This is a genomic window from Hydrogenophaga aromaticivorans, from assembly GCF_013387465.1.
GTDB lineage: Bacteria > Pseudomonadota > Gammaproteobacteria > Burkholderiales > Burkholderiaceae_C > Hydrogenophaga > Hydrogenophaga aromaticivorans.
On the sequence record NZ_VYGV01000005.1, the window covers coordinates 41,739 to 68,348 of the forward strand.

Annotated in this window: 29 protein-coding genes and 1 tRNA gene; 4 read left to right on the plus strand and 26 right to left on the minus strand. The window is 64.1% G+C overall.

Annotation, left to right across the window (positions count from 1 at the left end; genetic code table 11):
• Window positions 1–63 precede the first annotated feature (63 nt).
• Window positions 64–2,970, plus strand: a complete 2,907-nt coding sequence (locus F3K02_RS04060) for a valine--tRNA ligase (RefSeq protein WP_177133589.1) — start codon at window positions 64–66, stop codon at window positions 2,968–2,970.
• Between the two features lie 36 nt (window positions 2,971–3,006).
• Here the strand turns inward: F3K02_RS04060 and F3K02_RS04065 are convergent, their stop codons facing one another.
• The 4 genes from F3K02_RS04065 to cysM form a co-directional block, all read right to left on the minus strand.
• The gene (locus F3K02_RS04065; RefSeq protein WP_177133590.1) at window positions 3,007–4,050 is read right to left on the minus strand and encodes an NAD(P)-dependent oxidoreductase; all 1,044 of its coding nucleotides are present in this window, start codon (window positions 4,048–4,050) and stop codon (window positions 3,007–3,009) included.
• A gap of 51 nt (window positions 4,051–4,101) precedes the next feature.
• Entirely contained in the window at window positions 4,102–4,329 is a 228-nt protein-coding gene (locus tag F3K02_RS04070; protein WP_177133592.1) for a sulfurtransferase TusA family protein, read from the minus strand.
• 91 nt (window positions 4,330–4,420) lie between these two features.
• Window positions 4,421–4,981 carry an NUDIX domain-containing protein gene (locus F3K02_RS04075; RefSeq protein ID WP_177133594.1) on the minus strand — a complete coding sequence of 187 codons (561 nt, stop codon included), beginning with the start codon at window positions 4,979–4,981 and terminating at the stop codon, window positions 4,421–4,423.
• Between the two features lie 4 nt (window positions 4,982–4,985).
• Complete coding sequence (gene cysM, locus F3K02_RS04080; protein WP_177133597.1) at window positions 4,986–5,888, minus strand: cysteine synthase CysM; 903 nt, start codon at window positions 5,886–5,888, stop codon at window positions 4,986–4,988.
• Window positions 5,889–5,927: 39 nt separating this feature from the next.
• Between cysM and F3K02_RS04085 the strand changes: the two genes are divergently transcribed.
• Window positions 5,928–6,012: transfer RNA gene (locus F3K02_RS04085), tRNA-Leu, on the plus strand.
• A gap of 895 nt (window positions 6,013–6,907) precedes the next feature.
• On the opposite strand, the gene F3K02_RS04090 is transcribed toward F3K02_RS04085, so the two are convergent.
• The 21 genes from F3K02_RS04090 to F3K02_RS04185 form a co-directional block, all read right to left on the minus strand.
• On the minus strand, window positions 6,908–7,435 hold the full coding sequence (locus tag F3K02_RS04090) for a hypothetical protein (protein WP_177133599.1): 528 nt from the start codon (window positions 7,433–7,435) through the stop codon (window positions 6,908–6,910).
• Between the two features lie 372 nt (window positions 7,436–7,807).
• Complete coding sequence (locus F3K02_RS04095) at window positions 7,808–10,186, minus strand: DUF927 domain-containing protein (RefSeq protein ID WP_177133601.1); 2,379 nt, start codon at window positions 10,184–10,186, stop codon at window positions 7,808–7,810.
• The gene (locus F3K02_RS04100; protein WP_177133603.1) at window positions 10,183–10,479 is read right to left on the minus strand and encodes a hypothetical protein; all 297 of its coding nucleotides are present in this window, start codon (window positions 10,477–10,479) and stop codon (window positions 10,183–10,185) included. Before F3K02_RS04100 ends, F3K02_RS04095 begins: the two co-directional genes overlap by 4 nt.
• A gap of 3 nt (window positions 10,480–10,482) precedes the next feature.
• A complete protein-coding gene (locus F3K02_RS04105; protein WP_177133605.1) occupies window positions 10,483–13,620 on the minus strand; it encodes a tape measure protein in 3,138 nt (1,045 codons plus the stop codon).
• An 84-nt stretch (window positions 13,621–13,704) separates the two neighbouring features.
• The gene (locus F3K02_RS04110) at window positions 13,705–14,808 is read right to left on the minus strand and encodes a hypothetical protein (protein ID WP_177133607.1); all 1,104 of its coding nucleotides are present in this window, start codon (window positions 14,806–14,808) and stop codon (window positions 13,705–13,707) included.
• A gap of 68 nt (window positions 14,809–14,876) precedes the next feature.
• The gene (locus F3K02_RS04115; protein WP_177133609.1) at window positions 14,877–15,452 is read right to left on the minus strand and encodes a hypothetical protein; all 576 of its coding nucleotides are present in this window, start codon (window positions 15,450–15,452) and stop codon (window positions 14,877–14,879) included.
• Window positions 15,453–15,484: 32 nt separating this feature from the next.
• Window positions 15,485–15,613 (minus strand): hypothetical protein, encoded by a 129-nt coding sequence (locus F3K02_RS27745; protein ID WP_281362716.1) that lies wholly within the window; start codon window positions 15,611–15,613, stop codon window positions 15,485–15,487.
• On the minus strand, window positions 15,603–15,890 hold the full coding sequence (locus F3K02_RS04120) for a hypothetical protein (protein ID WP_177133611.1): 288 nt from the start codon (window positions 15,888–15,890) through the stop codon (window positions 15,603–15,605). The genes F3K02_RS27745 and F3K02_RS04120 overlap by 11 nt, the downstream gene beginning before the upstream one ends.
• Window positions 15,887–16,243, minus strand: a complete 357-nt coding sequence (locus F3K02_RS04125) for a hypothetical protein (protein ID WP_177133613.1) — start codon at window positions 16,241–16,243, stop codon at window positions 15,887–15,889. The genes F3K02_RS04120 and F3K02_RS04125 overlap by 4 nt, the downstream gene beginning before the upstream one ends.
• Window positions 16,240–16,452, minus strand: a complete 213-nt coding sequence (locus F3K02_RS27940; RefSeq protein ID WP_177133615.1) for a helix-turn-helix transcriptional regulator — start codon at window positions 16,450–16,452, stop codon at window positions 16,240–16,242. Before F3K02_RS27940 ends, F3K02_RS04125 begins: the two co-directional genes overlap by 4 nt.
• On the minus strand, window positions 16,449–16,766 hold the full coding sequence (locus F3K02_RS27945) for a helix-turn-helix transcriptional regulator (RefSeq protein WP_425485562.1): 318 nt from the start codon (window positions 16,764–16,766) through the stop codon (window positions 16,449–16,451). Before F3K02_RS27945 ends, F3K02_RS27940 begins: the two co-directional genes overlap by 4 nt.
• A 189-nt stretch (window positions 16,767–16,955) precedes the next feature.
• Window positions 16,956–17,687 carry a hypothetical protein gene (locus tag F3K02_RS04140; RefSeq protein WP_177133619.1) on the minus strand — a complete coding sequence of 244 codons (732 nt, stop codon included), beginning with the start codon at window positions 17,685–17,687 and terminating at the stop codon, window positions 16,956–16,958.
• A 130-nt stretch (window positions 17,688–17,817) separates the two neighbouring features.
• Window positions 17,818–18,144 (minus strand): hypothetical protein, encoded by a 327-nt coding sequence (locus F3K02_RS04145; RefSeq protein ID WP_177133621.1) that lies wholly within the window; start codon window positions 18,142–18,144, stop codon window positions 17,818–17,820.
• Complete coding sequence (locus tag F3K02_RS04150) at window positions 18,141–18,419, minus strand: hypothetical protein (protein ID WP_177133623.1); 279 nt, start codon at window positions 18,417–18,419, stop codon at window positions 18,141–18,143. The genes F3K02_RS04145 and F3K02_RS04150 overlap by 4 nt, the downstream gene beginning before the upstream one ends.
• Window positions 18,416–18,712 (minus strand): hypothetical protein, encoded by a 297-nt coding sequence (locus F3K02_RS04155; RefSeq protein ID WP_177133625.1) that lies wholly within the window; start codon window positions 18,710–18,712, stop codon window positions 18,416–18,418. The genes F3K02_RS04150 and F3K02_RS04155 overlap by 4 nt, the downstream gene beginning before the upstream one ends.
• Window positions 18,713–18,715: 3 nt before the next feature.
• A complete protein-coding gene (locus F3K02_RS04160) occupies window positions 18,716–18,955 on the minus strand; it encodes a hypothetical protein (RefSeq protein ID WP_177133627.1) in 240 nt (79 codons plus the stop codon).
• Window positions 18,956–19,441: 486 nt separating this feature from the next.
• Window positions 19,442–19,939: a hypothetical protein gene (locus F3K02_RS04165; protein WP_177133629.1), complete on the minus strand. Its 498-nt coding sequence runs from the start codon at window positions 19,937–19,939 to the stop codon at window positions 19,442–19,444.
• Window positions 19,940–20,010: 71 nt separating this feature from the next.
• Entirely contained in the window at window positions 20,011–20,430 is a 420-nt protein-coding gene (locus tag F3K02_RS04170) for a hypothetical protein (protein WP_177133631.1), read from the minus strand.
• On the minus strand, window positions 20,430–20,945 hold the full coding sequence (locus F3K02_RS04175; protein ID WP_177133633.1) for an ImmA/IrrE family metallo-endopeptidase: 516 nt from the start codon (window positions 20,943–20,945) through the stop codon (window positions 20,430–20,432). The genes F3K02_RS04170 and F3K02_RS04175 overlap by 1 nt, the downstream gene beginning before the upstream one ends.
• A 466-nt stretch (window positions 20,946–21,411) precedes the next feature.
• The gene (locus F3K02_RS04180; protein ID WP_177133635.1) at window positions 21,412–22,617 is read right to left on the minus strand and encodes a tyrosine-type recombinase/integrase; all 1,206 of its coding nucleotides are present in this window, start codon (window positions 22,615–22,617) and stop codon (window positions 21,412–21,414) included.
• Window positions 22,618–22,716: 99 nt separating this feature from the next.
• A complete protein-coding gene (locus F3K02_RS04185) occupies window positions 22,717–23,460 on the minus strand; it encodes a glycoside hydrolase family 24 protein (RefSeq protein WP_210828637.1) in 744 nt (247 codons plus the stop codon).
• A gap of 122 nt (window positions 23,461–23,582) precedes the next feature.
• Here F3K02_RS04185 and F3K02_RS04190 point away from each other — a divergent pair, with 122 nt between their 5' ends.
• Window positions 23,583–24,557 (plus strand): calcium/sodium antiporter, encoded by a 975-nt coding sequence (locus F3K02_RS04190; protein WP_177133637.1) that lies wholly within the window; start codon window positions 23,583–23,585, stop codon window positions 24,555–24,557.
• Here the strand turns inward: F3K02_RS04190 and F3K02_RS04195 are convergent, their stop codons facing one another.
• Complete coding sequence (locus F3K02_RS04195) at window positions 24,558–25,478, minus strand: SDR family oxidoreductase (protein ID WP_177133639.1); 921 nt, start codon at window positions 25,476–25,478, stop codon at window positions 24,558–24,560.
• Between the two features lie 82 nt (window positions 25,479–25,560).
• On the opposite strand from F3K02_RS04195, the gene F3K02_RS04200 reads away from it, so the two are divergent.
• Window positions 25,561–26,592, plus strand: a complete 1,032-nt coding sequence (locus tag F3K02_RS04200) for a CDP-6-deoxy-delta-3,4-glucoseen reductase (RefSeq protein ID WP_177133641.1) — start codon at window positions 25,561–25,563, stop codon at window positions 26,590–26,592.
• Window positions 26,593–26,610: the final 18 nt, after the last annotated feature.

Here is a 26,610-nt window from a genome sequence, read left to right on the forward strand (position 1 = left end):
CGCTTCCCCCGCTCTTCCTGACGGCGCCCTGCGGGGCGCCGTTGCATTTTTTGCGCCCACCCCATGTCTGACACCCTGCAACAACCCGGCCTGCTCTCCCTGTCCAAATCGTTCGAGCCCGCCGCGCTCGAAGCCCATTGGGGCCCCGAGTGGGAACAGCGTGGTTACGGTGCGGCGGGTTTTCGCGGCACCGGTGCACCGAAAGAAGGCGCGCCGTCCTTCGCCATCCAGCTGCCGCCGCCCAACGTGACCGGCACGCTGCACATGGGCCACGCATTCAACCAGACCATCATGGACAGCCTCACGCGTTACCACCGCATGAGCGGCGCCAACACGGTCTGGGTGCCCGGCACCGACCACGCCGGCATCGCCACGCAGATCGTGGTGGAACGCCAGTTGCAGGCCCAGGGCATCAGCCGCCACGACATGGGACCCACGCCCGCCGAGGCGCGCAAGAATTTCGTCGCCAAGGTCTGGGAATGGAAGGAAGAAAGCGGCAACACCATCACCACGCAGATGCGCCGCATGGGCGACTCGGTGGACTGGAGCCGCGAGTACTTCACCATGGACGAGAAGCTGAGCAAGGTCGTCACCGACACCTTCGTGAAGCTGTACCAGCAGGGCCTGATCTACCGCGGCAAGCGCCTGGTCAACTGGGACCCGGTGCTGATGTCGGCGGTGTCCGACCTCGAAGTGGAAAGCGAAGAGGAAGACGGCTCACTCTGGCACATCGCCTACCCGCTGGTGAACGGCAGCGGCCACCTGACCGTGGCCACCACCCGGCCCGAGACCCTGCTGGGTGACGTGGCGGTGATGGTGCATCCGGAAGACGAGCGCTACAGCGCGCTGATCGGCCAATACGTGAAGCTGCCGCTGTGCGACCGCGAGATCCCGGTGATCGCCGACGAGTACGTGGACCGCGCCTTCGGCACCGGTGTGGTGAAGGTCACGCCCGCGCACGACGCCAACGACTACGCGGTGGGCCAGCGCCACCAGCTGCCCATCATCGGCGTGCTGCACCTCAACGCCACCATCAACGACAACGCGCCCGAGAAGTACCGCGGCCTGGACCGCTTCGTCGCGCGCAAGGCCGTGGTGGCCGACCTGGAAGCCGCCGGCCTGCTGGTCGAGACCAAGAAGCACAAGCTGATGGTGCCGCGCTGCGCGCGCACCGGCCAGGTGATCGAACCCATGCTGACCGACCAGTGGTTCGTCGCCATGACCAGCAAAGGCAATGAACACAACACCAGCGGCACCTCGATCGCCGACAAGGCGATTGCCGCCGTGCAGTCGGGCGAGGTGAAGTTCGTGCCCGAGAACTGGGTCAACACCTACAACCAGTGGATGAACAACATCCAGGACTGGTGCATCTCGCGTCAGCTCTGGTGGGGCCACCAGATCCCGGCCTGGTACGACGAACAGGGCCAGGTCTACGTGGCGCGCAATCTGGAAGAAGCGCAGGCCCAGGCCGGCGCGGGCAAAACGCTGACGCGCGATGAAGACGTGCTCGACACCTGGTACTCCAGCGCATTGGTGCCTTTCTCCACCATGGGCTGGCCCGAGCAGGGCACCAGCGCCACCGACGACTACAACCTGTACCTGCCCAGCACCGTGCTGGTCACGGGCTACGACATCATCTTCTTCTGGGTGGCCCGGATGATCATGATGACGACCCACTTCACCGGCCGCGTGCCGTTCAAGCATGTCTACATCCACGGCCTGGTGCGCGACGCGCAAGGCCAGAAGATGAGCAAGTCCGAGGGCAACGTGCTGGACCCGGTGGACCTGTTCGACGGCATCTCGCTCGCGCCGCTGCTGGACAAGCGCACCACCGGCCTGCGCAAGCCCGAGACGGCTCCGAAAGTGCGCAAGCAGACCGAAAAGGAATTCCCCGAAGGCATCCCGGCCTACGGCGCCGACGCACTGCGCTTCACCTTCGCCGCGCTGGCCTCGCTGGGCCGCAGCATCAACTTCGACAGCAAGCGCTGCGAAGGCTACCGCAACTTCTGCAACAAGCTCTGGAACGCCACGCGCTTCACGCTGATGAACTGCGAAGGCCAGGACTGCGGCCTGATGGAGCACACCCAAGCCGATTGCGACGTGGGCGGCAAGGCACACGGTTACATGAGCTTCAGCCCCGCCGACCGCTGGATCGTCTCCAGGCTGCAGCGGGTCGAAGCCGAAGTGGCGCAGGGCTTTGCCGAATACCGGCTGGACAACGTGGCCAACACGATCTACCAGTTCGTCTGGGACGAGTTCTGCGACTGGTACCTGGAAATCGCCAAGGTGCAGATCAACACCGGCAACGAAGCGCAGCAACGCGCCACCCGCCGCACCCTGATCCGCACGCTGGAGACCATCCTGCGTCTGGCCCACCCGGTCATCCCCTTCATCACCGAAGAACTCTGGCAGAAGGTCGCACCCGTGGCCGGCCGTGCCGGTGAATCGGTCAGTGTCGCGGCCTACCCGGTCAGCCAGCCCGAGCGCATCGATCAAACCGCCGAAGCGGCTGTGGCCAAGCTCAAGGGCCTGGTGGACGCCTGCCGCACGCTGCGTGGCGAGATGAACGTCTCACCCGCCACCCGCTTGCCGCTGTACGTGCTGGGCGACACCGCCTTCATGCAGGCCAACGCCGCCGTGCTGCAGGGCCTGGCCAAGCTGAGTGAAGTGAAGGTGTTCACCGACGAGGCCGCCTGGGCCGCCGCCGCGCAGGCCGCTCCCGTGGCCGTGGCGGGTGAAGCCCGCCTGTGCCTGTTCATGGAGATCGACGTGGCCGCCGAAAAAGTGCGCCTGTCCAAGGAAGCCACACGCCTGGAAGGTGAAATCACCAAGGCGACGGCCAAGCTGGGCAACGAGGCCTTCGTGGCCAAGGCGCCGCCGGCGGTGATCGATCAGGAAAAGAAACGCGTGGCCGATTTCACCGCCACCCTGGACAAAGTGCGCGAGCAGCTGGCCCGACTGGGCCGCTGATCCCTTGACCCGCCGCCGCGCGGGTCCGGGCCGCGTTCAGCGGCGGTGGTGCACCGCCAGCGACTCCCACTGCGATGGCGAAACCGCCTGGGGGTCTTCCTGGTCGGGGAGGTGCAGGCTGTCGAGCTCCGAAAAATCGCTCGGTCTGGACTCGGCTTTCGCCGTGGCGGGCGACAGCGTCTCATGGATGCGGTGGGAAACGTACCAGCTGGCGCGCAGCTTGGCCTCGCGCGTGTGCGAACCCAGGCGCGGCGTCAGGTGCAGGTTGGGCACGTTGTGAAGCGGTGTGCCCTCGGCCGCAAAGGCCGGATTGGCACCGTCGAGCAGACAGGCGTCGATGCGGCCATCGGTGAGCGCCAGGGCCAGCGCCTCCGGATCGAACAACGAGCTGCGACTCACACCAACCCACAGCTGGCCGGGCTTGCAATGGTTGAGCAGGCGCTCGTTGATCCAGCCCCGGAAGCGCGAGGCATAGACCACCTGGAGCGACACCGCGTCCGAGCGTTCCAGCAATTCGTTGAGCGGGACCGGCTCCACACCGAGCTTGGCCCAGATGGGTGCGGCGTGGTGCACCGCCGGGTCGTAGCCCAGCAGGCGCACGCCCAGCCCCTTGAGCATGGGTGCGAGCGTGTGGGCCACCGGGGCCAGCCCGAGCAGGCCCACGGTGCTGCCCGCCAGCTCACGCCCCATGCGCACCTGCGCGATCTGGCGGCCGAGCAAGGCGCTGATCATGCCCCGGCGGTACAGCATCAGCAGGCCATACAGCAGGTATTCGGCGTTGGAGCGCACCGTGGCACTGCGCGCCTGCACCACGCGCACCTGGCGCCGGGCGCAGGCGTCCAGATCGGTGTTGTCGCTGGAGATCTGCATCCGGGCGACCAGCTGCAGCTTGGGGGCAAAGTCCAGGAACTCCTGCGACACCACCACATGGGGCGGCAGGACGATGGCGCGCGTCTTGTAGGCGGTGTTGCGCAGCGCAATGGCATCGTCGGCCAGCTCCGGACGGAAAGCCACCTCGTAACGCTCGCGCAACCAGCCCAGGGCCTCGGGGACCAGCGGGTCGATCAGCAGGACTTCCATGGTTTCAACGCGTCCGGCTGCTGCGGTTCAGGGCAACAACCGTTCACGTCCTCAGCGGCGTTTGAGCAGGGTGAAATGCTCGGTGCCCACGGTCTGCTGTTCCACAAGCTCGTTGCCAGTCTGTTTGGCAAAGGCCTGGAAATCACGCACCGATCCGGCATCGGTTGAGACCACGCGAAGGATCTGTCCGCTGCTCATGTCGGCCAGGGCTTTCTTGGCTTTCAGGATGGGCAGGGGGCAGTTCAAGCCGCGGGCATCGAGTTCTTTGTCGGCGTTCATGGGGGGATTCCTGTGGTTGAACGATTCTATGTCAAGCGGGTTTTCGGCAAATCGGCAGTCCACCTGCCGAGATACCGGCCGCCAACGGCTGTCAGTGCGACTCAGCCGGGTTGCTCTGGACCGGTTCTGAAGGCAGCGTTTCCATGAACACCGGCTCGATGCCCCTCCCGCGCAACCAGTCGGCCAGGGCCAGCCCGGTGCCCGCGCGCCAGCACTTCAGCTGCGATGGATCCAGCAGCTTGTATTCGACCAGCTCGGGCGAAAGCCGGACCTCGCCGCGGGCCAGCGCGTGGTAGGTGATGATGATCTGGTTCATGCGCTGGAAGTCGTGCACACCCACCAGTTGCAGGGCGGTCACCTCGAGCGCGGTTTCTTCGGCAATCTCCCGCCGGATGCCGTCTTCGGGTGTCTCGCCCGCCTCCATGAAGCCGGTGATCAGCCCGAACATGCGGTTCGACCAGGCGGCGTTGCGCGCCAGCAGAACCTGTTCGCCGACCTGCACGATGGCGGCGAGCACGGGGGTGGGGTTGTTCCAGTGCGTGAAGTCGCAGGCCGGGCAACGCAGCCGCTCCTTGAAACCGCCGTCCTCTTCGCTGCCGATCAGCGCCAGCGGCGTGGCGCAGCAGGGGCAGAAACGGTAGTCGGCACTCACGGAATCAGGCGGGGAAGACGCCGGTGGACAGGTAGCGGTCGCCCCGGTCACAGACGACAAAAACGATGGTGGCGTTTTCCACCTGCTGGGCCACCTGCTGGGCCACCCAGCAGGCACCCGCTGCCGAGATGCCTCCGAAAATGCCCTCTTCGCTCGCCAGGCGACGGCACATGTCTTCGGCATCGCCCTGGCTCACATAAACCAGCTCGTCCACCCGGCTGGGGTCGTAAATCTTCGGCAGGTATTCGGTGGGCCATTTGCGGATACCCGGGATGCGCGAGCCTTCGCTGGGCTGGGCGCCCACAATGCGCACCGCCGGGTTCTTTTCTTTCAGGAACTGCGACACGCCGGTGATGGTGCCGGTGGTGCCCATGGCGCTCACGAAATGGGTGATGCGTCCGCCGGTCTGTTCCCAGAGTTCGGGTCCGGTGGTCTCGTAGTGGATGCGCGGGTTGTCGGCGTTGGCGAACTGATCCAGCATGCGGCCCTTGCCCTCAGTCTGCATTTTTTCAGCCAGATCGCGGGCGTATTCCATGCCGCCGCTCTTGGGTGTGAGGATGAGTTCGGCGCCAAAGGCCTTCATGGTCTGCGCGCGTTCGATCGACAGGTCCTCCGGCATGATCAGCACCATGCGGTAGCCCTTGATGGCGGCGGCCATGGCCAGCGCGATGCCGGTGTTGCCCGAGGTGGCTTCGATCAGCGTGTCCCCGGGCCGGATCTCACCACGCTCCTCGGCGCGCCGGATCATGGACACGGCGGGCCGGTCCTTGACGGAGCCCGCCGGATTGTTGCCTTCCAGCTTGCCCAGAATGACGTTGCCCCGTGCCCGGTTGTCCGCCGCCCCGATGCGCTGCAGCGCCACCAGCGGTGTTTTACCAATCGCATCTTCAATGGTTGGGTAGTTCATGAGCCCCACTGTGCCATAATTTCCGTCTCCCAGATTCCAGCCCGGGTGGTGAAATTGGTAGACGCAGGGGACTCAAAATCCCCCGCCGCAAGGCGTGCCGGTTCGATTCCGGCCCCGGGCACCAGAACAAAAGCCGGCACGGTCCCAGACCGTCCGGCTTTTCTTTTTTCTCCTATGAAGCGCGGCGCTTCATTGTCCCAGATTGTCCTCAGTCGTCCTACACAATCCGGCCGAACTTGGGGGCACATTTGGGGGCAACAAAAGCAAAAATGGGGGCACATGCCCATCCCCACAGTTCCATTTTTCTGCTCGTTTTCTTTCCCCTTCCTGCATTTTCTATAGGGGCAACCGGGGCAACCGGGGCACAACTCGGTAAGTGGTTGTCAGCATTGAAAAAAAAGCGCCCCGGTCGAACCGGGGCGCTCATCACATCTACCGGGGCAACCGGGGCAACCCTTCACCTGGTCGGGCACTTCAGCCACACCTCGCCGGCGGCCACTGAATACCAAAATGCCCCCTATGCGTGATTATTGGAATAATCGCGTGCAGCTTCATGGTGACCAGTTTTGCGGCGCGCCGTGAGATTCAGTGGCGCGCCGCGAGGTAGATCTCCCCATGTCAATGCCCGGCCTCCGTTTGGCGTCGACCTCGTACAGGTAGGGGCCGGCCCACAGGTAAAGTCACGACACTGGAGAATGCCATTGTTCGGACAGCTCAGAAGAAAAATCCTCCGCCGCGCAAAAGCACGCGGCGATCACGTCTACATTGCCTCAGTCGTTGGCCCGCGACTGGTGATCTTTGCCGTGGCGGTTGCGGCGCTTTTTTGGCTGCCACTTCAGGCGAATATTCCTCATTGGCTCGCTCTAGCCGTCCGTGTCCTTGGGATTCTCCTGATTGGGACAACAGTCCACAGCGCCTATTACTCAGCACGGCTGCAACTGCTGAAAACTGAGCTTGTGAAAAGGCGCAAAGCGCGCGGCCAACGTACTTAGCCGCACGTCCTTGAGAGCGCCAACTGATCACGTTTGCGCATGCTTCAGTCGGATCTCGCCGGCAGCCACGGCATACCAGAATGCCCCCATGAAGCCATCGTCACCGGCCTCTTTGTCGCAGGGATAGCATTTCCCTTCAATGAGATCAAAGAAGTCGTCTCGGTCCTTAAACAGGCGTACCTCTGCGGTCAGAAGGTCCATCACCTCGAATGAGACCAACACCCGGTTGCGCTGCGAAGGTGGCACCGACGCCATGGCCTGTCTGATCGTGTAGAGCATCGGGAACACGTCGCCCCCCGCCTCCCACAATTCACCAGCCGCATGCAGTAGCGAACTTGCCTGCTTGGCAGCGCTCTCCCCATCGATCGCTCGAGTCACCGCCCCATAGTCCTTTTCTGGGGTGTACCGAACCCGCAAGTTCTCGTCCCGCCACCGCTGGGCGGCCTCGATGCTGTGAATCGGCATCCCCTTCCGCTTGTCCCGCGACACCATGGCCGGATCGATGCCCAATGCCGCAGCAAGGGCCTTTTGAGTAGGTTTTGCAATAGTTTTCATGTATCGACTTACCCTATTTATTGACTTGATCGAGCTAAATTGACAAATGCCGGAGACCTGCCACTGGCGCGTGCGCGGGGGCCGAATTACCCCCGTGACTTTGGGCTGGGGGAGTACCTATAGGGGGGTACCCCAAAACCCCTGCCCGGTGCCGGGTTGACCGCCGACCTTGACCGTGCCACGTGCGCGACGATGCGCCCGGGCCGTACTCGGTCGCAGCAGCTGGCGCACCCAGCACAGGACAGCAGCCACCAAGACCAGGCGCAGCCACTTGTGTTCCTTGGTGACTCATCCCAGGCAAAACACCGCGCAAAAGAAATCCTGTCCCCCCGCCCCATCGGCGGCCCGCGCGGCTTCGCTTCGCTGTGCTCATCAGTCGAGGGCGAAGATGCGGGCATTGACGTGGTAGCACCGCGCCTTCCCGATGCCACCCGGCAGGGACATGCTCACCGTGAAGCGCCCCGGCTCTTTCACCTGCAGGCACTCGCGATCGCGCAACACGCGGGCCACGGCCTCGGGGTCATAGCCTTTGCAGATCTCCGCCTTGAACACCTCGGGCAGGATGAAGAATTCCACGCTCTCACCCTCGGGGCTGCTGATCTCGTGAGCGAACTCGGGCGTCTTTCGTATCCCGATTGGCAGGCCGTTCGACCCAATCAATCGCCTGACGCCAGCACGCAGGCCCACACGCGGCGCGTGGTCGTCATGTGCACGGTGCCAGGTCACAAAGCGGCCGTCTCCGTTGGCTTCCAGGAATAGGCGCACCTGGCGCAACATCGATGATTCCTCGCTGTTGCCGATGCCGCCCCGTGCCACCAGCCAGGCGTTGAAGCATTCACGCGCGGCGCGCTCTGCCTCGCCCTCTGTCCAGCCCGTCAAGCCTGCGACTGTGGCCAGCTCGCCCGCTGCGCCTACTAGGGCAAAGCGGGCGCCCACGCGCTGCACCTGGCCGCTGCCCGCCTCGGGGACTATCTGTTGCTCTATGCGCTGTGCCATCGTGAGGATGCGCTCGCGTAGCCCTTCGGCGTTGTCTGTCAGCCAGTGCAGCCATGCGCGGCCCGCTGCACCGTGGCACGCGCCGGCCTGTGCCACCAGGTGCCGGGAGAAAGCGGCTCCGCCGTCGTGGCCGTGCAATTCCTCGAATACGCCCATGCCCTTGCCGGCGTCAGCGGGAATGTCAGCCATCCGGTTTTCTTGCCCGGCTCTGGTCCGCTTTCCAGCCTCCTGCATGTGGTCATACAGTGATTTTTCACCTGTGCTGAAGAACAGAACCCGCCACGTTTGGCGCGGGCGCGGCACGCCGGTTCTAGCCGCGCGAGCTTTTCCGAAACCTCCCGCGAGCATATAGGCGATATCACCGATCAGTTTGGGGTCAACCTCTCCGATCTCGTCCAAGATCAGCAGGCAATCATTGTGTTGCGCCGCCACACCCTCCAAGGCGTTGTCAGTCGCTTTCCAGGACTGTTTGAACCGCTCAGGGTTGCCGTACACGCTGGCGGCCACCACCTGCGTGGTGGACTTGCCCGTACTGCTGTCGCCGCGCATGTGGAAACCGCCCCCCTCCATGCCGGCAAGCCTGAGCGTCGGCCCAGCAAAAGCAGCAGACACAGCGAGCACCAAACGAGTGTTGCCCGCACACAGCAGGCTCACGCGCTCGCGCCATTTCTCTGTTGACCCCCTCACTCGGAAAGTGTTCTCTTGGGCGCTCTCGCTCTGAAACACTACCCGCTCGGAGCCGTCGCCGATGGTTTCATGGGGCAACACAAATGACCGTCCATGCCACCCTGTCTTATCTGTACAAACAGCGAACTCGCCCGGCTGGCGCGTCTGGATGTACTGCGTCAGCAGGTTGCGGGCGCGCGGGTTGGTGGCGATGCGCAGCCCCATCCCCATCAAGGCGCCCCGGTACTCCGCACCGTCGCCGGCCAGCATGCGCGAAGGCATCGCCCATTGCTTGTGGCGCCCCAGTGGATCGGCGAAGTTCAACAGGTAGCCCCAGCCGTTACCGTCCTGGTCGTTGGTTAGGGCAACCACGTCCAGCCGGCTGCACACCCATTCGGGCTTCGTCGGTTCGCCGTTGCGGTCAACACCTTGGTGGAACACGCCCGCATCGGTGACGCTGAAGCGGTCCCAGTCCGGCGCTGCCTTGCCGCCAGGTTCTTCAGGGTCGCCCGGTGGCGCACCTGGTTGCATCGATGGCGGGCCGCTGGCGCCGTTTATTTGGCGGAGCACCGCCTCAAGCCCTGCGCCTGTTCCCTGTTCGGTGGTGACGTGAGCGGCCAGGTCTTTGAAGTCGCTGCCACCATCGGGCACTGGTCTTTCGCCCGATTCATCATTCTCTGTCTGCCCGACAGACGCTTTGCTGGCGTCGTTTTTCAAGCCCCGCTCTGCCTGTCCCTTTGTCCGGCGATTTTTCTTCACTGCACCGGATAGCGTGACGCCCGTCTGTGTCTCGGGAGGTTGCCAGTTGTCGGGTAGTTGGAATCCGTTGGCCATGGCCAGGTTCAGCAGAGTCGCAAGGCCGGGTCCATCAATCCGAAAGCCTTGCCAGTTCGCTTGAACACCGGCGCGGTCATAGAGATTCGCGTCACCGGTCGCCCAGGCATCGAACAGGGCGAGACCTCCATCGTTGGGGAGATAGTGCTTGATCGCCTCGCCGATCAGTGCACGCTCCCCCCGGTGCTTTTCAGCGGGTATATGCGCCAGGATTTCGCGGATCAGCTCGGGGGTTATTGGGAGTGCGCCGGTCATCGAGCTGCGCCCCTTGGAGCGCCACCCATGCCGTCCAGCCGTTCCGCAAGCTCGATCAGTTCCACTGCCCGCTTTGAGGCCTGTTCAGGCGTCAATTCCATCAGCCTAGGGTCGTTCTCTGATCCGCGCTCACCTGTCAGGAAGGCGGCCATGGCATGCAGCAAGCGGGCGACGCTGGCCGCCTGTGTGCTCCCGGGGAGCACGTCCGCGAACAGCCCCATGAGCAAATCAGAGGGCATGAACAGGATGGGGGTTGCGTCGATAGGTTCGTCGTCTTGATTGAGGTCGCTCAAGGCTTATCTCCCGGCTGCGAGCTGGGCAGCTTGCAGCGTTTCGATAAGGTCTTTCGCTCCGTTCTCCGTTGTCGGCACGGTGCGGGTTCGGCCGTTGGTGATCAGGTTCACATTGACCGTGCGCCCAACTGAAGCCGCGCCCGCGCCGCGCTGCGCCAGGCGTGCGAGCGTGGCGTCCATCGTGTCGCCTTCCTGCCAGGCACCGGAGCTGCGCGGCGCGTAGTTCCCTTTGGCGTCGAACATCGATGCAGCAACGCGCCGCGCCTGCTCGGGATCAACGCCCATGCCTTCCAGGCGGCCGGCGACTGACTGCGGGTTTTCGATGGACTGAACAATGCGGTTGCCCTTTTCATCGACCGCGAAGCCTTCCCAGTCGCGCTCGATCGAGCTTTTCACTTCGGCGTTGCGCTTCGCCATGCGCTCAAGCCAGCCGACGTGTTCCTGAACTGCCCCGGTGGCACCCTCCATGCCTTTGCGGTAGCTCTCTGCCGCTGCTTTGGCCTCTGCCATCGTGCGCACCACCGTGCGGCCTGCGCTGTCGGTGGCGATCTCAAAGCCCTGCACAGCGGCCTGAGACTTGGCGTAGGACAGCGCCGCTTCATCGCCCGATGCAATGGCCGCCTCTGCCATCTTGCGGAATGCCTCTGCCTGTTCGCGGGCGCTGCCACCGGCGTTGCGCACCTCTTCATACAGCTTGCGCGTGGAATCTGCGGCACGTTTCAGATCGGCGTCGCTGGTGATGCCCAGCTTCTTGAGCGCGTCAGTCAGGCCGCCCACCTCTTTGGCAGCATCGCGGGCCTTGGCTTCGATCTGCTGCAGGAAGCCATCGGCCACCTGGTCACCCAAGACCTTGCGCACGTCCTCCACCTGCAGGCGCAGCGCTTCGAAGGCCTTTTGGCTGTCGGCCGTGTTGATGCCCTTGCCCAGGCTGGCCGTCAGTGCCAGGGCAACGTCTGCCCCTTGCTCTTCCAGCCGGTCCATGCCGTCGATGATGGCCTGCGTATCGGACAGGGCGCTGCGGGCCGCGTCTGACATGCCCGTGGTCAACCGCCCGAAGCTCAAGCCGGTGCGCTCAACAGCCGCTGTCAGCTTGGCATCCATGGCGATAGCCAGCAGCTCGGCACCGTCGCCCACCCCGAAGAACGCGGCGCGGGCGCGGGCTTCGAAGCGTTCGAGGTCTTCACCCTTCAGGGCTTCGGCCATGGCCGCCTTCACGTCGTCGCCAGTGGCCTGGCCCTGGCGCTGCAGGTCGCGCAGCGCGACGGCAAAATCGTTGATGCCCTTGGGTTCTGAGAGGTCGGCATTCTTTGCCAGATCGGCCAGACTTTCGGCCAGGCCCTTGCCGCTGGTGCGGGCCTTGTCGAACTCGGTCACGATGTCGCGAGCGGCCGGCGTCAGGCCCCGCGCCGCTTCGGCAACCTTTGCCATTTCCTGCGCCAGGGCGGCCTTCATGCGGGCCGACTCTTGCGCGGCTACTGCGGCCCGCTTGTCGGCTTCGCTCAGTTCTTCGGTGGCGTCGCGATACCCCATCATCTTGGCGGCCGTCACACCCAGCCATTCGCCAATGTCTTTGATGTTGACCAGCAAGCCCACCAGGGTGAACGTGCGCAGGGTTCGGACCACGGTCGCGATGCGGCCCGCTGTGGCGGCCACAGCGGCCCCGGTGGTTGCTGCGCTGGCGCCCGCTGCATTCATCGCCACCGTGGCCGCGCCGATGCCTGCGGCTGCGGTGTTGCCTGCCGCGCCGATGGCCAGGAAGCTCTGAGCCAGGCGCAGCGCCGTGAACGCTGCAGCGGCCTGGCCGGCATCGATCAACAGTCCAATGATGGTGTCCAGGTTGCGCGAGACTGCTGCGATGGCTTCGGCCACCGCCCGGCTTGAGCTGGTGGCCTTGTCGGTCTCACCCACGTAGGCGGTCCATGCGTTGCTCAGGCTCTGCATGGCCCGGCCGATGGTGGGGGGCAGCTTTTCGAACTCGGCGGCTATGGCATGAGCCTGGCCGCCCAGGGCGCCTTTCAGTACCTCGGTGGTGATCTGCCCTTGCTGGGCCATCTCGCGCAACCGGCCGATGGTCACCCCCAGGCCATCGGCCAGGGCTCGCGCCAGGCGTGGCGACTGTTCCACAACGCTGTTGAACTCTTCACCCCGCAGCACACCCGACTGCAGGCCTTGAATCAGCTGCGTGACGGCGGCTTGCGCCGCTTGCGAGCTGGCGCCAGACAGCTGGATTGATTGGTTGATGACCTCGGTCAGGCTGGCCGCCTCGATCTGTGCGTCTTTCGCGCTCAGGCCTGCATCCTTGCCCGTTTGCACCAAGCGCGTGTACAGCGTAGCCGTGGCGTCCAACTCGCTGTTGGTGCTCTGGGCAATGCGCTGCACATCGGCCATGCCCTGTGTGAAGGCTTCACCCTCGCCCGTGGCCAGCTTCACGCGGGCGGCCAGGTTGGCGTACTGGTCGGCTGTCTCTCCGAGGTCTTTGGCGAGCGAGCCCACCAGCGTGCCACCCAGGGCCACGCCGGCGACGTTGCGCAGCGTGGTCAGCTGCTTGTTCAGGCCAGCCAGCCGGCCCTCGGTTTTCTCGACCGCTACAGCCTGGCGGTTCCCCGACTGTTCCGCCGCGGTGGCGGCCGCGGCATAGGCTGGGCTCAGGCGGCGCACGCGGGCTTCCACGCTCTCGATCGCCGCCGAAATTCGGCGCTGCCCATCGGACGCGCGATCAGCCGTCAGGCCATATTGCGCGAGCTGGGTCTGAGCGGCGGCCAGCGTGGCGCGTTTGCCCTTCAGCACCTGGTCGGCTCGCGACACTGCGGCGGCCAACTGCTGTTCTCGGGCGATGGTGGCCGCCGTGGGCACGCCAGCTGCCCGCATGGCCTCCCCGTACTCGACCAGCTCAGCACGGGCGCGGGCGAACTCTCTGGACGCATCACTGACGCCCTGTTCCAGGCGCTTCACACCCTGCAGCGCGGCGGCGGATTCGAGGGCCTGTGTCAGCTCTTGTCGGGCCTGCTGCGCCGATGCAGCAAGGTCGCCTTCCAGGGTGTTGGAAAGTCGGTCAAGCTCGCGCTCAAGCTTGGCGACGCCGTCGCTGCCCGAGACAGCGGCTTCAATGTCGTAGCGAATCTTCTGGTTACTGGTGGCCATGGGTGCCTTTTGTCTGGTGGGGTGTGTCGCCTGCGCTCGCGCGGCGGATGCTGCCGGGCCGGCGTGTCGCCGGCCCTTGGGTCATCAGGCGGGTGCACCAAGCCGCAGCGGGCTGTGCTGTTCGGCCCGCTGATTGGCCTCATACCGGTCCGCCCCAACGCGGGCGCGTTCGACCTCCTGCAGCGCGTTGTGGAATTCCATCGATCCGGGCAAGAAGCTGAACGGGTCAGGCAGCACCGCCGCAGGCTCAGGGACCACTGGTGCCACCGAAGCGGCCAGCAGCTCAAGGTTTGCGGGGGCCATTGCCTTTGCCATCTCGACCAGCACGTAATCGCGCACGCGGCCGGATTCGCCGCACAGCTTGTCACCCCACGTCACGCGATCGATTGAAGCGATGGTCAGATCCATGGGGTGGATGGTGCTCAGGGCAAAGGCCTGGCCGCTGCTGTCTGCGTTGCGCAGAGCGCGCACCTTGATGGCCGCGTCAATCATCTGCTGCGCGGCCTCGTCATATTCCACCCGAGCCAGCTGCAGGCGGCACAAACTCACATCGTCTTGCGCCTGGCGGGCTGCGGCCGATGCTTCGGCGCTGGCCTGCTCCAGGCGTTGGCATTCGTTGTCGTGGCCCTTGATCCGGCTGGCGAGGGATTCGCCGCAGGTGGCCCGATGGTGCTCTGCTTCCTTCACGGTGTCGAAGGCTGCGGCCTCGTCGGCGTCGGTCGCATCGTCCGCGGCCAACGCGTCTTTGAAACCGCTGCGCGCGATCTCGACCGCTTTATCGGCTGCGGCATGGAGTTCGACCAGCTCCAGGTTCAAGCGGTTGACCAGCGCGACACGTTCAGCGAGTGCACCACTGGCCAGGCTGGCGGCTTCGCTCGCCGATTTCAGGCGGGCCTCTGCGGCCTTGATGGACTTGGATGCGCTGTCCATGTCGCGCTTGAGCACGGCGGCGGCGCGTGGCCGGTCGGTGGCGATGGCGTGACCCTTCATGACGCGGGACAGCTCGTCCAGCTTGCGGCGCAAGAGAGAGGCACCAGCCGACGGAACGGGCAGGGCCTCGCGTTGCCGGTTCAGCTCGTCGGCCAGGGCCTGGCAGCCTTCGGCGGTGGATACACGGTCGGCGATCGCTTGGGCTTCGGTGGAGAGTGCGGGGGTGGTCTTCAGGCCGAGAATTGATTTCAGGTTCATGGTGTTTCCTTGGATGTGGTCTTGAGTGCGCAGGCCATCGCCCGCGCTGATGAAAAGAGGGGGTCAGGTCAGAACTGGAGGCCCAGGTACTTGAAGGCATCTATCACGCTGCAGCCCTTGAACTGGGACCATGCCGCCGCGCGCTCAGCCATCTGCGCCTTCGTCAGCTGAATCGACGGCTTCGCGCCAGGTGTTCCGCGCTTTCCGGGGTCAGTCTGCGACACGTAGGGATGCAAATAGCCTTCACGCTTAATTCCCATGACCAGGGTGCAACCGTCTTTCGCGGCGCGCACAGCTCCCACGCGCTCCCACTCGTTCCAGCTCTTGACCAGGGGCATGCGCCCTGTCGTCAAACGGTGCACGCGCACGATTTCGGCGGCCTCCGCGCGAAGGTCTTGTTCAGCCTGGCCGGGCTGTTCCAACATGGCGGCCGGGGATGCCACCGACTTGACCGGCTGCAGCTTGGGCGGCCATGGTGCTGGTTTGGTGGCGGTGGCTTGCTGCGTCGTAGGGGCGGGCGCTGTTCCTAATGGGTCCACGCCACAGCGCATGTTCAGCTTGTGGTTCTCGCTGCCTACGTAGGTTCTGCGGTTCGTTGTATTGCTCATGATGATGTTGAATAGGTTGAAGTGATGGGTGGACACGACGACGGCCAGGCTCAGACCTTTGGCGTGAACTACTCGACGTCAAGGCTCTGGAGTTCGCCCGTCGCCTCGTAGCGCTCTCTCGCTCGTTGGGCCTCTTGGATGGCGGCCAACTGCAGCAGTGCGGCAGCTTCGCCGGGCTTGAAGTCTTCAGCGGACATGGACCGGCTCCACATCCAACGGCAGCAGGCCGTCGCGATTGCCCACGATCAACAGCCGGTTGCCAACCACCGTGCGCAGCCAAAAGCGCACCAGTCGCCCCCTGTTGTCATAGAGCGTGACCAGCTCGGCATGCATGTGCTTGACGTGCAGAGTGCCGGGCGTCTGCTTGTGCTTGTTCGCCACGTCGATGACCTTCATGCAGCGGCGCCAAAAGTCGCCGGCCTCTCTCTTGTTCAGCAGATCGGCGTCGAAGAACTGGGGTGCGCGCGGGCTCATTCGTCACCCCCTGGTTGCGTAGGTGTGACGACCACCGGACAGGTCTCTCGATTTGCCTGCCAGTTGAGGAACATCTTCTCAATTGCAGGCGCGCCGACGTCCAACGTGTCAAAGTCGCCGGGCATGGATTGCGCGAGGACTTCGCCCGTGACGCGATCACGCACGCGCAGGGCCAGCGACGGCAACAACTCAACATGAACATGCTTGCCCAGTTTGGGCATCACCAGAGCGCACTTGAACAGCGGTTCATCACGTTCAAAGGTGCGGATGAAATAGCGCCGCTTTGCAAACTGCAGGATGACCCTGGCGATGTCTTCGGCGCTGGGCTGGGGGCAGGACCTGGAGAACGTCATTTCGCGGCCTCCAGGGCCTGGCGAGACTCCGCCCACTTCTGCAAATCGCTCGATCTCCAGGCGACGGAACGGGAGCTGACGTGAACGGGCTTGGGTGCCTCGTCTTTGGCCATCAACACATACCAGGCCGATCTAGAAACTCCAGTGACGGCACGGCGCGCGGGCTCTCGCAGCAAGGGGTCAAGGTTGTGGTGTACGTGGGGCGTCATTGGGCGGCCCTCCCACGTGGGTTCGGGCTCTTGAGCCGGCCGGCTCCGCCCACTTGCATAGCGAGCCGCGCCCGCTGTTGAATCCAGGCGTTGACCTGTGATTCCAGCCACGCAACACGGCTGCCGGTAGGCGTCAGCGGGATTGACCTCGGGAACAGTTCGGCGCGCTCCATGGCGCGGACTGAAGAGGCAGACAACCCGACGCGCGAACAGGTTTCCTTGATCGGCAAAAGCCGATCGGACGCCACTGGTGGCGCAGGTAGATGAGATTGATTGACAAGCTGCACGGTGTTACTCCTTGAGTTGCTACGCATGGCCCTGATTGGCTGTGTGCGTTGGCAACCGGACCATAGGTGCGGCAAGTCAAAGGCTGCAACTTGCAATCAGCTTGCAAAACGCGGATGCCGCGCCTCTGCTGAAAACAAAGTCTGTCGCATGGCAGCTGTTTGCAAGCTGTCTGCAAGCTGCCGCCAATGACTTGGGCGGCAGGCTGTGTGTCGTCGTTACGTCTTACGCTTTACGGGCTGTCGCGCTATCTTCAGCTGATCCCGGACAGCCTGTGGACTGATGCCCAACTCCTTGGCAATCACGCCGTCTGCGTCCTTGACGCCTCCTAGCTGCGCTTTGCGCTCCAGCAGCAAGGCCCGGTACTTCGGGCGCTTCGCCCACGGAATGCGTTGGCCTTCTGGCAGATTTCTCGCAAAGGCGCACAAGTCATTGAACGTCTGCACCGAATCAAAGTGCTCCGATGCACCCCACAAGGCGTGTGCATCTTCCCCGCGAATCGCCATTACCACCCACTGACTGTGTGGCAGATCAAGCAGCGAGGCCATGCCATCGCCGTTGTTCATTGACAGTGTGCTGTCGAGGTCCGAGACTGTGAATTCATCCTGAAGCGCACGCCTGAAGCGAAACAGCGCAGCTGACCGCCCCGGAGACACCCCATCAGGGAGGGGCCTCCTGACCGGCCTGCTGGTGAATACCGATACGACCGACGGGGAAAACCTGTACCGATATACCCCGTTGATGAAGGCCTCTGCCTCGTCTGTCGCATCTGGCCGGTCAAGGCCGAACACCTGATGCTCGATCAACTCTATCGGCTGAAACTCCCAGGCAAGGTACATCCGAATCTGGCAGTTCGCATCAAGGCGGAGCAACATGTCATTCAAGGCCTCTTGGACCCCAAGACGCTCAGTCAACGCAACCCATCGAAGCAGGTCCACCAGGAACACCATCGCGGCTCGCCCACCGCCAGGAAGATCGCGCTTTGTAGCGGTCTCCCACGGCGGTTGCGGGCGTTCTTGCTCGGGTGCTCTAGGATACTTGGGGAACATGATCAGCAACGCGTAACGACGACGCAACAGCCTACCGCACGGTTCCGACCGGCGGACGCGCATCGTCTGCCGCTTCGCGGAACCCATGTGGCATCAACCATTCATCAGTGCCACCCCTGACCAAGGGGTACGGTGCCCCACAGCGGTCCCCGTAAAGCTCGGCCAGCAATCCCATACGCTTGGTTAACATTTCGGCGGCAGAAACCACGGCCGCACTCTCGCGCGGATCGTCCAGCGACTCCACGATGATGATTCCCAAGAGGTCTTTGACTACATCGGCCGTGTTGGCGATCTCTTGGAAAACCATGCCCATCTGCTTCCGGCTCAGGGTGTCGGTCTGGGGTGCCTTCCTGGTCATGCTGCACCCCATTCACTGCGTGCGCTGCGACTCTCCAGCAGATCGATGGCGACATTCAACACGCCGGCCACAAGCTCGCCAGCGTTGCGAACTTCGGGATAGTTCAGCTCGGGTGTCAGAGGGTCCAACACCTGGCGCAGGCTCGGCACTTCGTTTCGCAGGAAGTACAGCTGCGAAATGACCGGCGAGGCCTCAGACGCCCACTTGGCCAGGCGCAACAGGGGCAAGATGCGGTCTTCATCTTCGGCCAGCAGGCTGGTGATATCGGCGCTCATGCTGCACCCCTCTCCAGCGCTCTCGTGCGCTCGTGAACGTCTGCCAGGAGGGTGGTGAGCTGGTGCATGCGCTCTATCGCCACGCACAGCATCGCCTTGTCGTTGCCCGGGTCGTCGCCATGTGCAGACTGGCTGGCCTCCAGGATGTTGAGGTTTTCATAGGCCATGGTCCACGCGAGCGAGGCGCGTTGGCTCAACGTGGCATCCGGGTTGACGATCAGCACCGCCGATTCGGTGTCAACGAGGGCTGGCGTCAGGTTCAAGAACTTGGCTTGTTGGTTGGGCGTGTTCATGACTCAGACCTCCTTGCGCTCAATGGTAGCGGCGGCGCTGGCTCGCTTCAAAAGCGTGGCTGCGCGCACAGCGCGGGCCGTGGCGGTCTGCAGCTGCTGTGCTGTGCATTCGGGTTGACCAAGGAAGTGCAACGCGGTGGACAGCGCGTTGTGAGCTTGGGCGTGTAGCTGGATGGTTTCCAGCGAGGCGGGGGGCGAGGTGGGCGCAGCGCGGCGGCTGGCAATGGAAGTGACCGTGGTCATGGCTTCGGCTCCTTATCGAGACTTGAAACCACCGTCTGCGTTCTTACGCGCAAATGGTGGACGGGATGTTAAGAACACGGGATAAGCCGTGCGCCAGGTGTTGCCACTTTGGCCATCCCGTCCAAAACCTTGAATGCGCCGGGTGGCCCATTCGGCGGGCGCTGCAGTGGCAGCGGCCCAAGTGTTCAGACGTGACAAAACCTCGCTATCGGGGAGGTTACACCGCTTATCCAATGATGTTCTTACGCATCGGCCCTTTCGGGTTGGGCGGACTATAGCACGGGACTTCCACCGTGCCTCAACCGTTCACATCTCGGTATTCCAGCGCGGCCGCGATACGGCTACCATGAATCATGAGCATTGCCAATTTCGGCGCATGCTCCAACAGCAGGAGAGAACAATGGCCACAAGACCAGGCGATCAACCGTCACCAGGCGAGCGCCGCGACAAGCTTCCAAGCGATCGGCCACGCCCGAAGAAACTGGGTTAAACCAAGATCACGGCCGCAAACGAAACAAGCGGAGTCAGTGACATCAACAGGTAGCTGTTGTCGATCGCGGACATGGCGGCAGTGCTTGCTTTCCGATACTCGTCTGCTGCCGTTTCCATGTTCCTGACTGTGCTCATGCGAAGCTCGTTGAGGCCGTTGGTTGGAGTACCTTCGTCGGTCAGTTCTCTAGCGTAGACGTCCCACTTCGGCAACATTTCCACCAACCCTTGGGTGTGCCAGGAACGCACAGTGGCCGAACGCAACGCCTCCCATGCCAGGTATGCCGCAATACAGAACCAATAGACCGCGGAAAGCAACGCAGCCAAGGCCACAGGCTTGCTGATCGCCCATTGGGTCAACCCGAGGCCACCCAAACCCGCGCCACCGCCCAAAAGAACCACCAGGAGCGCGGCGGCGCGCTGGCGGGCATCTTTCACCCCCTCATAGCTGAAGGCCGCCACGCCGGCGCTGTGCACCTCTGCGAGATCAATCACATCTTTAGGTCGCTCTGGCGAGTTTGACACTGGACCCTCCAAGCGAAGGAAACTCGAACCGATGCAATTTACTACTTGCCGACGGTTTCTCTGAGCGCTCCGACTGCATCGCTAAGAGCCTTGAGCGCTTCAGACAAAACTGAAACCTGCGGCATGGACTCGGTGGTCTTTTCTTCGTACCCGCCAGGCGACGCAAAGGTCGCACGCAGCAAGGCCAAAGTGATGACCGACATAGCAACGACTACAGTTGCAAACATGCCAACAATCCAAGGGGAAAAGGTTGTCGCATGACTGGCCACCGCGCGAATCAGCTTGAAAAGTACCAAGCCAAAAAACACGACCACGACAACCGACAGAACAAAGGAGAAACGCCGATATCTGCGTCGCGATGCAGCATCATCCAGCAGTGCATTTGCCTTGGTGTAGTCAGGCTCATACGGAGTGTCCCCCGCACTAAGATCAAGTTGACTGCTTGTCGGTTCGTCTGGCATCAAACAAAAAGACCGAGGTTGTTGATCCGATACGTCATGGCAACCTTGGACACATTGAAAGCCTTGGCCAGGTCATCGACTGTCTTGAAAATGCCCGTCTGAACCAACTTTGCAACGGCAGATGCAGGCATCAACAGCTCCGCGGCAAACTGGTTGGCCGCGCGCTCTATGGGAGCAGATGCCTTCGATGAAAAAGCTTCCGCGAAGTCTCGCGGTGCATCATCGTGACCCAGAGCATAGTGTCCCAACTCGTGGGCCAACGTAAAGCGCTGTCGTACCTGAGCCTCCCACTCATTCACGCGAATAACACCCTGCTCACGCAGAAACTCTCCGCTGTATGGGAAGTCTTCAAATACACCCAGCCGCTCAACCTTTATTCCTTCGGCGATGGCGATCGCTGCAGGATCAACCGGCAGACGGCCATTCCAATGCTTCTCCAACAGCGCGCGCGCGGCGGCGGCTGGCGTAGCGGCTGCACGTGTAGGCAGCGGGCGGGTCTGAACCTCCGTTGTCATGGTGTGCCTCCTGAGAATTGCGTTGCAAACTACTCTGGCAGATGGATATAAAACCGCCATCTGCCATTTTTATCAGGATACCACCACATGAAAACGCCGGTGTGAAAAGACTGAATGAGGCACCTACGCTGTACAGGACACATATCCAACTCATGACGAGGTCGAATACCTCCGAGCTGTGTGCAAGCGCGTGGGCGCCGGCGGGTTATCTTTTTCGCGCCATATTCCCAAGGCTTCCATAGCTGTGCGGGGCCGTGCTGCAGCGGGGCGGGATGGCGGAAAAGGAAGGGGATGAAGACTACTTCAATGAATGAGTGCCCCTGTTCAACTCCTATACTGCCCCGGTTTTACCCCGGTACCAAAACAGGCCGCAAACCCGCATGAATCCTCACTTCTGGGTTGTTGTGCCCCGGTGCCCCGGTGGTTCTTCGGAAACGCCACCGCCGAAAGGATTCCGAGGGCTTGATCACGCAGCCCGCTTGGGCATCTTGACGACGTTTCCAGCCTTGCGGCCGTCCAGATAGTCCGCCCACCACTGCATGAGGCTGGTGCGGTCGGGCATGTAGCTCGACCGGTGGTAGGCGGCGCGCACCTTGTTGCGTTCCTTGTGTGCCAGCTGGCGCTCGATCACGTCAGCATTCCAGCCGCACTCGTTGGCCGTGGTGCTGAACAGCGCCCGGAAGCCGTGGGCGGTCGCGCTGCCCTTGAAGCCCATGCGCGTCATGGCGCTGTTGAAGGTGTTCTCGCTCAGTGGTTTGCTGCGGTAGTTCGGGCTGGGGAACACCAGCTCGCTGTCACCGCTCAGGGGTTCCATGGTGCGCAGCACCTCAAGGGCTTGCCGGGACAGGGGCACGCGGTGTTCGGCGCGCATCTTCATGCGCTCGGCTGGAATGACCCACAGCGCCCCGTCAAGGTCAATCTCTGCCCAGCGTGCGCCGCGCACTTCGCCGGGGCGGGCCGCGGTCAGCATCAACAGGCGCAGGGCTTGCACAGTGCTGGGCTCGCCCACGTAGGTGGACAGCTTGCCCAAGAACTCAGGTATGTCCTTGTCTGCCAGCGCGGCCCGGTGGGTCACTTCGCGGGGTTTCAGGATCTCCGAGGGCACCAGGTCAAGCATGGGATTCGATTCGATGCGCTCATGCGTCACGGCCCATCGGTAGATCGCCTTCACCCGCTGCAGCACGCGGTTTGCCAGCTCACCAGCGCCCCGGGCTTCGATAGCCTTCACGGCGGCCATGAGTTCGCCTGGCTTGATGCTGGCCAGCGGCCGGCCCCCGAGCGTGGGAAAAATGTCCGCCTCCAACGATGCCCGGATGCGCTGCAGGGTGACAGGCTCCCAGCGGGACGACTGGTGCTTGATCCAGTCCAGCGCCACCGCCTCAAGGGTGTTCTCTTGTTCGTACAGGGCGCGGACCTTGGAGGCCTTGCGCAATGCCCCGGGGTCGTCGCCGGCCTTCAGCAAGGCATGGGCCTCCGCAGCCCGAGCGCGTGCATCGCGCAGGGTGACAGCCGGATACACCCCGAATGCCAGGCGCTTTTCCTTGCCCCCGTGCCGGTATTTCAGTCGCCAGTACCGCCCGCCCGCCTTCGTCACCTCCAGGTACAACCCCCCGCCGTCGAAGTGCTTGCCGGGGTCGGTCAGCGTTCGCAGCTTGGCATCGGTCAGCTTCATGAGGGGCATCCTTCACAGTCTGGGGGCACATTTGGGGGCATTTTTACGAATTTTGCCTCGCTTTCATAGGGGAGTTCGTGTGCGGCCCCGGCACCACACTCAAGGCCGCACAGTTTTCGCTGTGCGGCCTTTTTGTTTTTCAGCAGCCTGCTCCGCCGCATCCGTCCCTGCACGGGCCAGCTCTTCCTTCAGCACCTGCTGGTAGATGCGCGGCAGCTGGCGGCTCATGCTGTTGGTCTCGATGCCGTACCCCAGGCTGGTCCAGGTGCCGGAGAGTCGGCGCAACACCGGCTGCACCCGGCCCTGCCGCAACTGGGCCGACAGGTTGCCCCAGCGCCCCTCGGAAAGCCAGGCGTGCACCACCAGGTCCTGGTACTCGGGCGCGAAACTCAGTCCGGTGGCATCCAGTGGATCGTCGGTGCGCTGCGGGTGGTAGCGGGCGGCCAGTTCGAGCCAGGTGCTGTAGAGCAGCTGGTAACGCCCGGCGGCCGTGGAGCAGTTGCCCCGGTTGGGCCCTTGTCCAATGGATTCGCAGCGGTTCGGGTGCACGTCCAGCGTCCACACATAGTCGTGCCCGTACACCACGTGGTAGGGCCGCAGCACGTTGGACTCACTGGCCGAGATGGTGCGCATCAGCGCGCGCAGGTAGGGGTCACCGCCGGACATGACCAGGGGCTGCGTGCCCGGGATCAGCAGCAGGGGCCGCCACCACCAGAGCAGCAGCAGCATGAGCACCACGGCGCCCGCCGTGAGGGCCAGGCGCGAGCGCAGGGGCGAGTCCCAGAACCCCGATGGCGGGACGTCAGCAGGGGCGTCTGACCGATCCGGTGGCAATGAACTCATGGTGCAAACACAACGTAGCGGCGCTGGATGAACCCGCGGGACGTCATGTCCGACAGGAAGGGGGATCGGGAGTCAGCTGACACAATCCAAGGCATTGTCCAACAACGCCGACCCGACTTGCCATGCTGCTGCCATCGCTTGCCATCCTTGCCGGACTGTTGCTGCTCGTGTGGAGCGCCGACCGCTTCGTGGCCGGGGCTTCGGCCACCGCCCAGCACTTTGCCGTGCCCCCGCTGCTGGTCGGCATGCTGATCGTCGGCTTCGGCACCTCGGCACCCGAGATGGTGGTGTCGGTGCTGGCGGCTTCGCAGGGCAACCCCGGGCTCGCGCTGGGCAACGCCTGGGGCTCCAACATCGTCAACATGGCGCTGATCCTGGGCATCACGGCGCTGATCGCACCGATCCTGGTGCGCTCGGTCATCCTGCGCAAGGAGTTGCCGATCCTGATGGCGGTGACCGCGTTGTCGGCACTGCTGGTCTGGGACGGTGTGCTGTCGCGGCTCGACGCCGCGGTGTTGCTGCTGGTGTTTGGCACGCTGGTGACCTGGTCCATCGTCGAGGCCCGCGCCGGAGGCGGGGACACGCTGGCCACCGAGACGGCCACCGAGCTGCGGGCGCATGCGATGCCGCTGCGGCGCTCGCTGCTGTGGCTGGGTGTGGGTCTGCTGCTGCTCGTGGGCAGTTCGCGCTTGCTGGTCTGGGGCGCGGTGTCGATCGCACAATCGCTGGGCGTGAGCGACCTGATCATCGGCCTGACGGTGGTGGCGATAGGCACCTCGTTGCCCGAGCTGGCGTCGTGCGTGGCGGCGGCGCGCAAGGGCGAGCACGACATCGCACTGGGGAACGTGCTGGGGTCGGGCCTCTTCAACACGCTGGCCGTGGTGGGGCTGGCGGGCGTGATCGCGCCGATGGACATCGGCACCGATGTGCTCACGCGCGACCTGCCGATGATGGCCGGCCTGACCGTGCTGCTCTTCGCCATGGGCTGGGGCTTTCGCGGCCCCGGGCGCATCAACCGGCTGGAGGCGCTGGTGCTGCTGGCCCTGTATGTGGGGTACACCGGCTGGCTGCTGGCCTCCATGACGCCCGGCGCCTGATCAGGCCCGAAGGCCTTCGGCCACCGTGGGGTAGCGCAGGCGAAGCCCGAGTTCGGTTTTCATGCGCTGGTTGTGCAACCGGCGCGACTCGCTCATGAAGCTCAGCAGCATCAGCGGCAGCTGGTCCCCCGCGGCATTGCGCGCGATGCGCGGCGGACGGGGCAGTCCATACAGGTCGGCCGCGAGATCGAAGTAGTCGCCCATTTTCAGATCGGTGTCGTCACTCACGTTGACGTTGCGCTGCGGCTGCCCGCGCCAGAGCGCCAGCACACAGGCGCGCGCCAGATCATCGGCGTGGATGTGGTTCGTGAACACGTCGTCTTCGGCGCGCAGCACCGGTGTGCCCCTCAGCAGGCGATCGCGCGGCGTGCCGCCCTCACGGTCGGGCGCGTAGATGCCGGGGATGCGCAGCACGCTGGTGCGCACGCCGGTGGCGCGCCCCAGCCAGTGCACCGCCGCCTCGGCATCCACCCGCCGCCAGGCGCGCGGCGTGAGCGGCTGGGCCGGGGTGGCTTCGCTCACCCATTGCCCTTGCCGGTCCCCGTAGACGCCGCTGGTGGAACCGTACACAAGAGCCGCCGGCAACGAGCGCTGCGCCAAGGCCCGCACCAGCGACCGGGTGCGGGTGTCCAGCCGCCAGTCGGGCGATTCGCCCGCGGGTGGTGGCGCGAGGTGCAGCACACGGGTGGCCAGTCCGGCCAGCCGGCCCAGGCTGCGGGCGTCGTCCAGGTTGCCCGGCAAGGGGGTGATGCCCTGCGCGCGCAGCGCAGCCGCGCTCCCGGGTGTCGATGTGAGGGCGAGCAGCCGCACACGGCGGCCGCCACCCAGCACGCGGGCCGCGCGCTGACCCACGTCGCCACAGCCAATGATCAGCACCCGCTCACGCCGGAAGCGTGCGGGCAAAGCGCCCAGAAGGCTCATGCGATTTCCAGATTTGCGACAATGTTCGATTGCTTTTGTGTCGAGACACACCAAGGCGCCCCAACCACCACTCGCCGCCAGTATGACATTCACCATCACCATCGAACCCAGCGGGCGCAGCTTCACGGCAGAGCCCACCGAGGCCATCCTGGCCGCGGGCATCCGACAAGGCATCGGTCTGCCGTATGGCTGCAAGGACGGCGCCTGCGGCTCGTGCAAATGCAAAGTGGTCAGCGGCCAGATCACCCACGGTCCGCACCAGGCCAAGGCCCTGAGCGCCGAGGAAGAAGCCGCCGGCTATGCGCTGACCTGCTGCGGCGTGGCCCACAGCGACGTGGTGCTGGAATCGCGCCAGGTCACCGAAGCCGGTGCTTTCCCGATCAAGAAGATGCCGGTGCGCGTGAACCGGCTCGATCGCGCTTCGCACGATGTGATCGTGATGCACCTGCAGTTGCCCGCGTCCGACACCTTCCAGTACCACGCGGGCCAGTACATCGAGTTCCTGCTGCGCGACGGCGACCGCCGCAGCTATTCCATGGCCAACGCGCCGCACACGCAAGCGGGCCAGCCAGCGATGGAACTGCACCTGCGCCACATGCCGGGGGGCAAGTTCACCGACCACGTGTTCGGCGCCATGAAAGAAAAAGACATCCTGCGCATCGAAGGGCCTTACGGCAGCTTCTACCTGCGAGAAGACAGCGACAAGCCGGTGATCCTGCTGGCGTCGGGCACCGGTTTTGCGCCCATCAAGGCCATCCTCCAGCACATGCATTTCAAGGGCATCCAGCGCCCGACCACCGTGTACTGGGGCGGCCGGCGCCCGGCCGATCTGTACCACCACGACTGGCTGCTGGCCCAGGCCGCCGCGATGCCCAACCTGCACTATGTGCCGGTGATCTCCGATGCCCTGCCCGAAGACGGCTGGAGCGGTCGCACGGGCTTTGTGCACCTCGCGGTGCTGCAGGATTTTCCCGACCTGTCGGGCCACCAGGTCTATGCCTGCGGCGCGCCCATCGTGGTCGAATCGGCGCGCACCCAGTACAGCGCACAGGCTGGGCTGCCACCGGAAGAGTTCTACGCCGACTCGTTCACCAGCGAGGCCGACAAGCTGTGACCGCCGCCTTCATCCCGT

Excerpts from the sequence above, each read along its gene's own strand:
- F3K02_RS04095 (WP_177133601.1), bottom strand. The coding sequence starts at position 10,186 with ATGACCGGCGCACTCCCAATAACCCCCGAGCTGATCCGCGAAATCCTG.
- F3K02_RS27745 (WP_281362716.1), bottom strand. The coding sequence starts at position 15,613 with ATGTCCGCTGAAGACTTCAAGCCCGGCGAAGCTGCCGCACTGCTGCAG.
- F3K02_RS04180 (WP_177133635.1), bottom strand. The coding sequence starts at position 22,617 with ATGAAGCTGACCGATGCCAAGCTGCGAACGCTGACCGACCCCGGCAAG.
- F3K02_RS04070 (WP_177133592.1), bottom strand. The coding sequence starts at position 4,329 with ATGAACGCCGACAAAGAACTCGATGCCCGCGGCTTGAACTGCCCCCTG.
- F3K02_RS04145 (WP_177133621.1), bottom strand. The coding sequence starts at position 18,144 with ATGACCAGGAAGGCACCCCAGACCGACACCCTGAGCCGGAAGCAGATG.
- F3K02_RS04065 (WP_177133590.1), bottom strand. The coding sequence starts at position 4,050 with ATGGAAGTCCTGCTGATCGACCCGCTGGTCCCCGAGGCCCTGGGCTGG.
- F3K02_RS04200 (WP_177133641.1), top strand. The coding sequence starts at position 25,561 with ATGACATTCACCATCACCATCGAACCCAGCGGGCGCAGCTTCACGGCA.
- F3K02_RS04105 (WP_177133605.1), bottom strand. The coding sequence starts at position 13,620 with ATGGCCACCAGTAACCAGAAGATTCGCTACGACATTGAAGCCGCTGTC.
- F3K02_RS04150 (WP_177133623.1), bottom strand. The coding sequence starts at position 18,419 with ATGAGCGCCGATATCACCAGCCTGCTGGCCGAAGATGAAGACCGCATC.
- F3K02_RS27945 (WP_425485562.1), bottom strand. The coding sequence starts at position 16,766 with ATGCGTAGCAACTCAAGGAGTAACACCGTGCAGCTTGTCAATCAATCT.
- F3K02_RS04160 (WP_177133627.1), bottom strand. The coding sequence starts at position 18,955 with ATGACCACGGTCACTTCCATTGCCAGCCGCCGCGCTGCGCCCACCTCG.
- cysM (WP_177133597.1), bottom strand. The coding sequence starts at position 5,888 with ATGAACTACCCAACCATTGAAGATGCGATTGGTAAAACACCGCTGGTG.
- F3K02_RS04125 (WP_177133613.1), bottom strand. The coding sequence starts at position 16,243 with ATGACGTTCTCCAGGTCCTGCCCCCAGCCCAGCGCCGAAGACATCGCC.
- F3K02_RS27940 (WP_177133615.1), bottom strand. The coding sequence starts at position 16,452 with ATGACGCCCCACGTACACCACAACCTTGACCCCTTGCTGCGAGAGCCC.
- F3K02_RS04185 (WP_210828637.1), bottom strand. The coding sequence starts at position 23,460 with ATGAGTTCATTGCCACCGGATCGGTCAGACGCCCCTGCTGACGTCCCG.
- F3K02_RS04060 (WP_177133589.1), top strand. The coding sequence starts at position 64 with ATGTCTGACACCCTGCAACAACCCGGCCTGCTCTCCCTGTCCAAATCG.
- F3K02_RS04090 (WP_177133599.1), bottom strand. The coding sequence starts at position 7,435 with ATGAAAACTATTGCAAAACCTACTCAAAAGGCCCTTGCTGCGGCATTG.
- F3K02_RS04155 (WP_177133625.1), bottom strand. The coding sequence starts at position 18,712 with ATGAACACGCCCAACCAACAAGCCAAGTTCTTGAACCTGACGCCAGCC.
- F3K02_RS04175 (WP_177133633.1), bottom strand. The coding sequence starts at position 20,945 with ATGACAACGGAGGTTCAGACCCGCCCGCTGCCTACACGTGCAGCCGCT.
- F3K02_RS04120 (WP_177133611.1), bottom strand. The coding sequence starts at position 15,890 with ATGAGCCCGCGCGCACCCCAGTTCTTCGACGCCGATCTGCTGAACAAG.
- F3K02_RS04140 (WP_177133619.1), bottom strand. The coding sequence starts at position 17,687 with ATGGTGTTCCTGGTGGACCTGCTTCGATGGGTTGCGTTGACTGAGCGT.
- F3K02_RS04170 (WP_177133631.1), bottom strand. The coding sequence starts at position 20,430 with ATGCCAGACGAACCGACAAGCAGTCAACTTGATCTTAGTGCGGGGGAC.
- F3K02_RS04110 (WP_177133607.1), bottom strand. The coding sequence starts at position 14,808 with ATGAACCTGAAATCAATTCTCGGCCTGAAGACCACCCCCGCACTCTCC.
- F3K02_RS04195 (WP_177133639.1), bottom strand. The coding sequence starts at position 25,478 with ATGAGCCTTCTGGGCGCTTTGCCCGCACGCTTCCGGCGTGAGCGGGTG.
- F3K02_RS04190 (WP_177133637.1), top strand. The coding sequence starts at position 23,583 with ATGCTGCTGCCATCGCTTGCCATCCTTGCCGGACTGTTGCTGCTCGTG.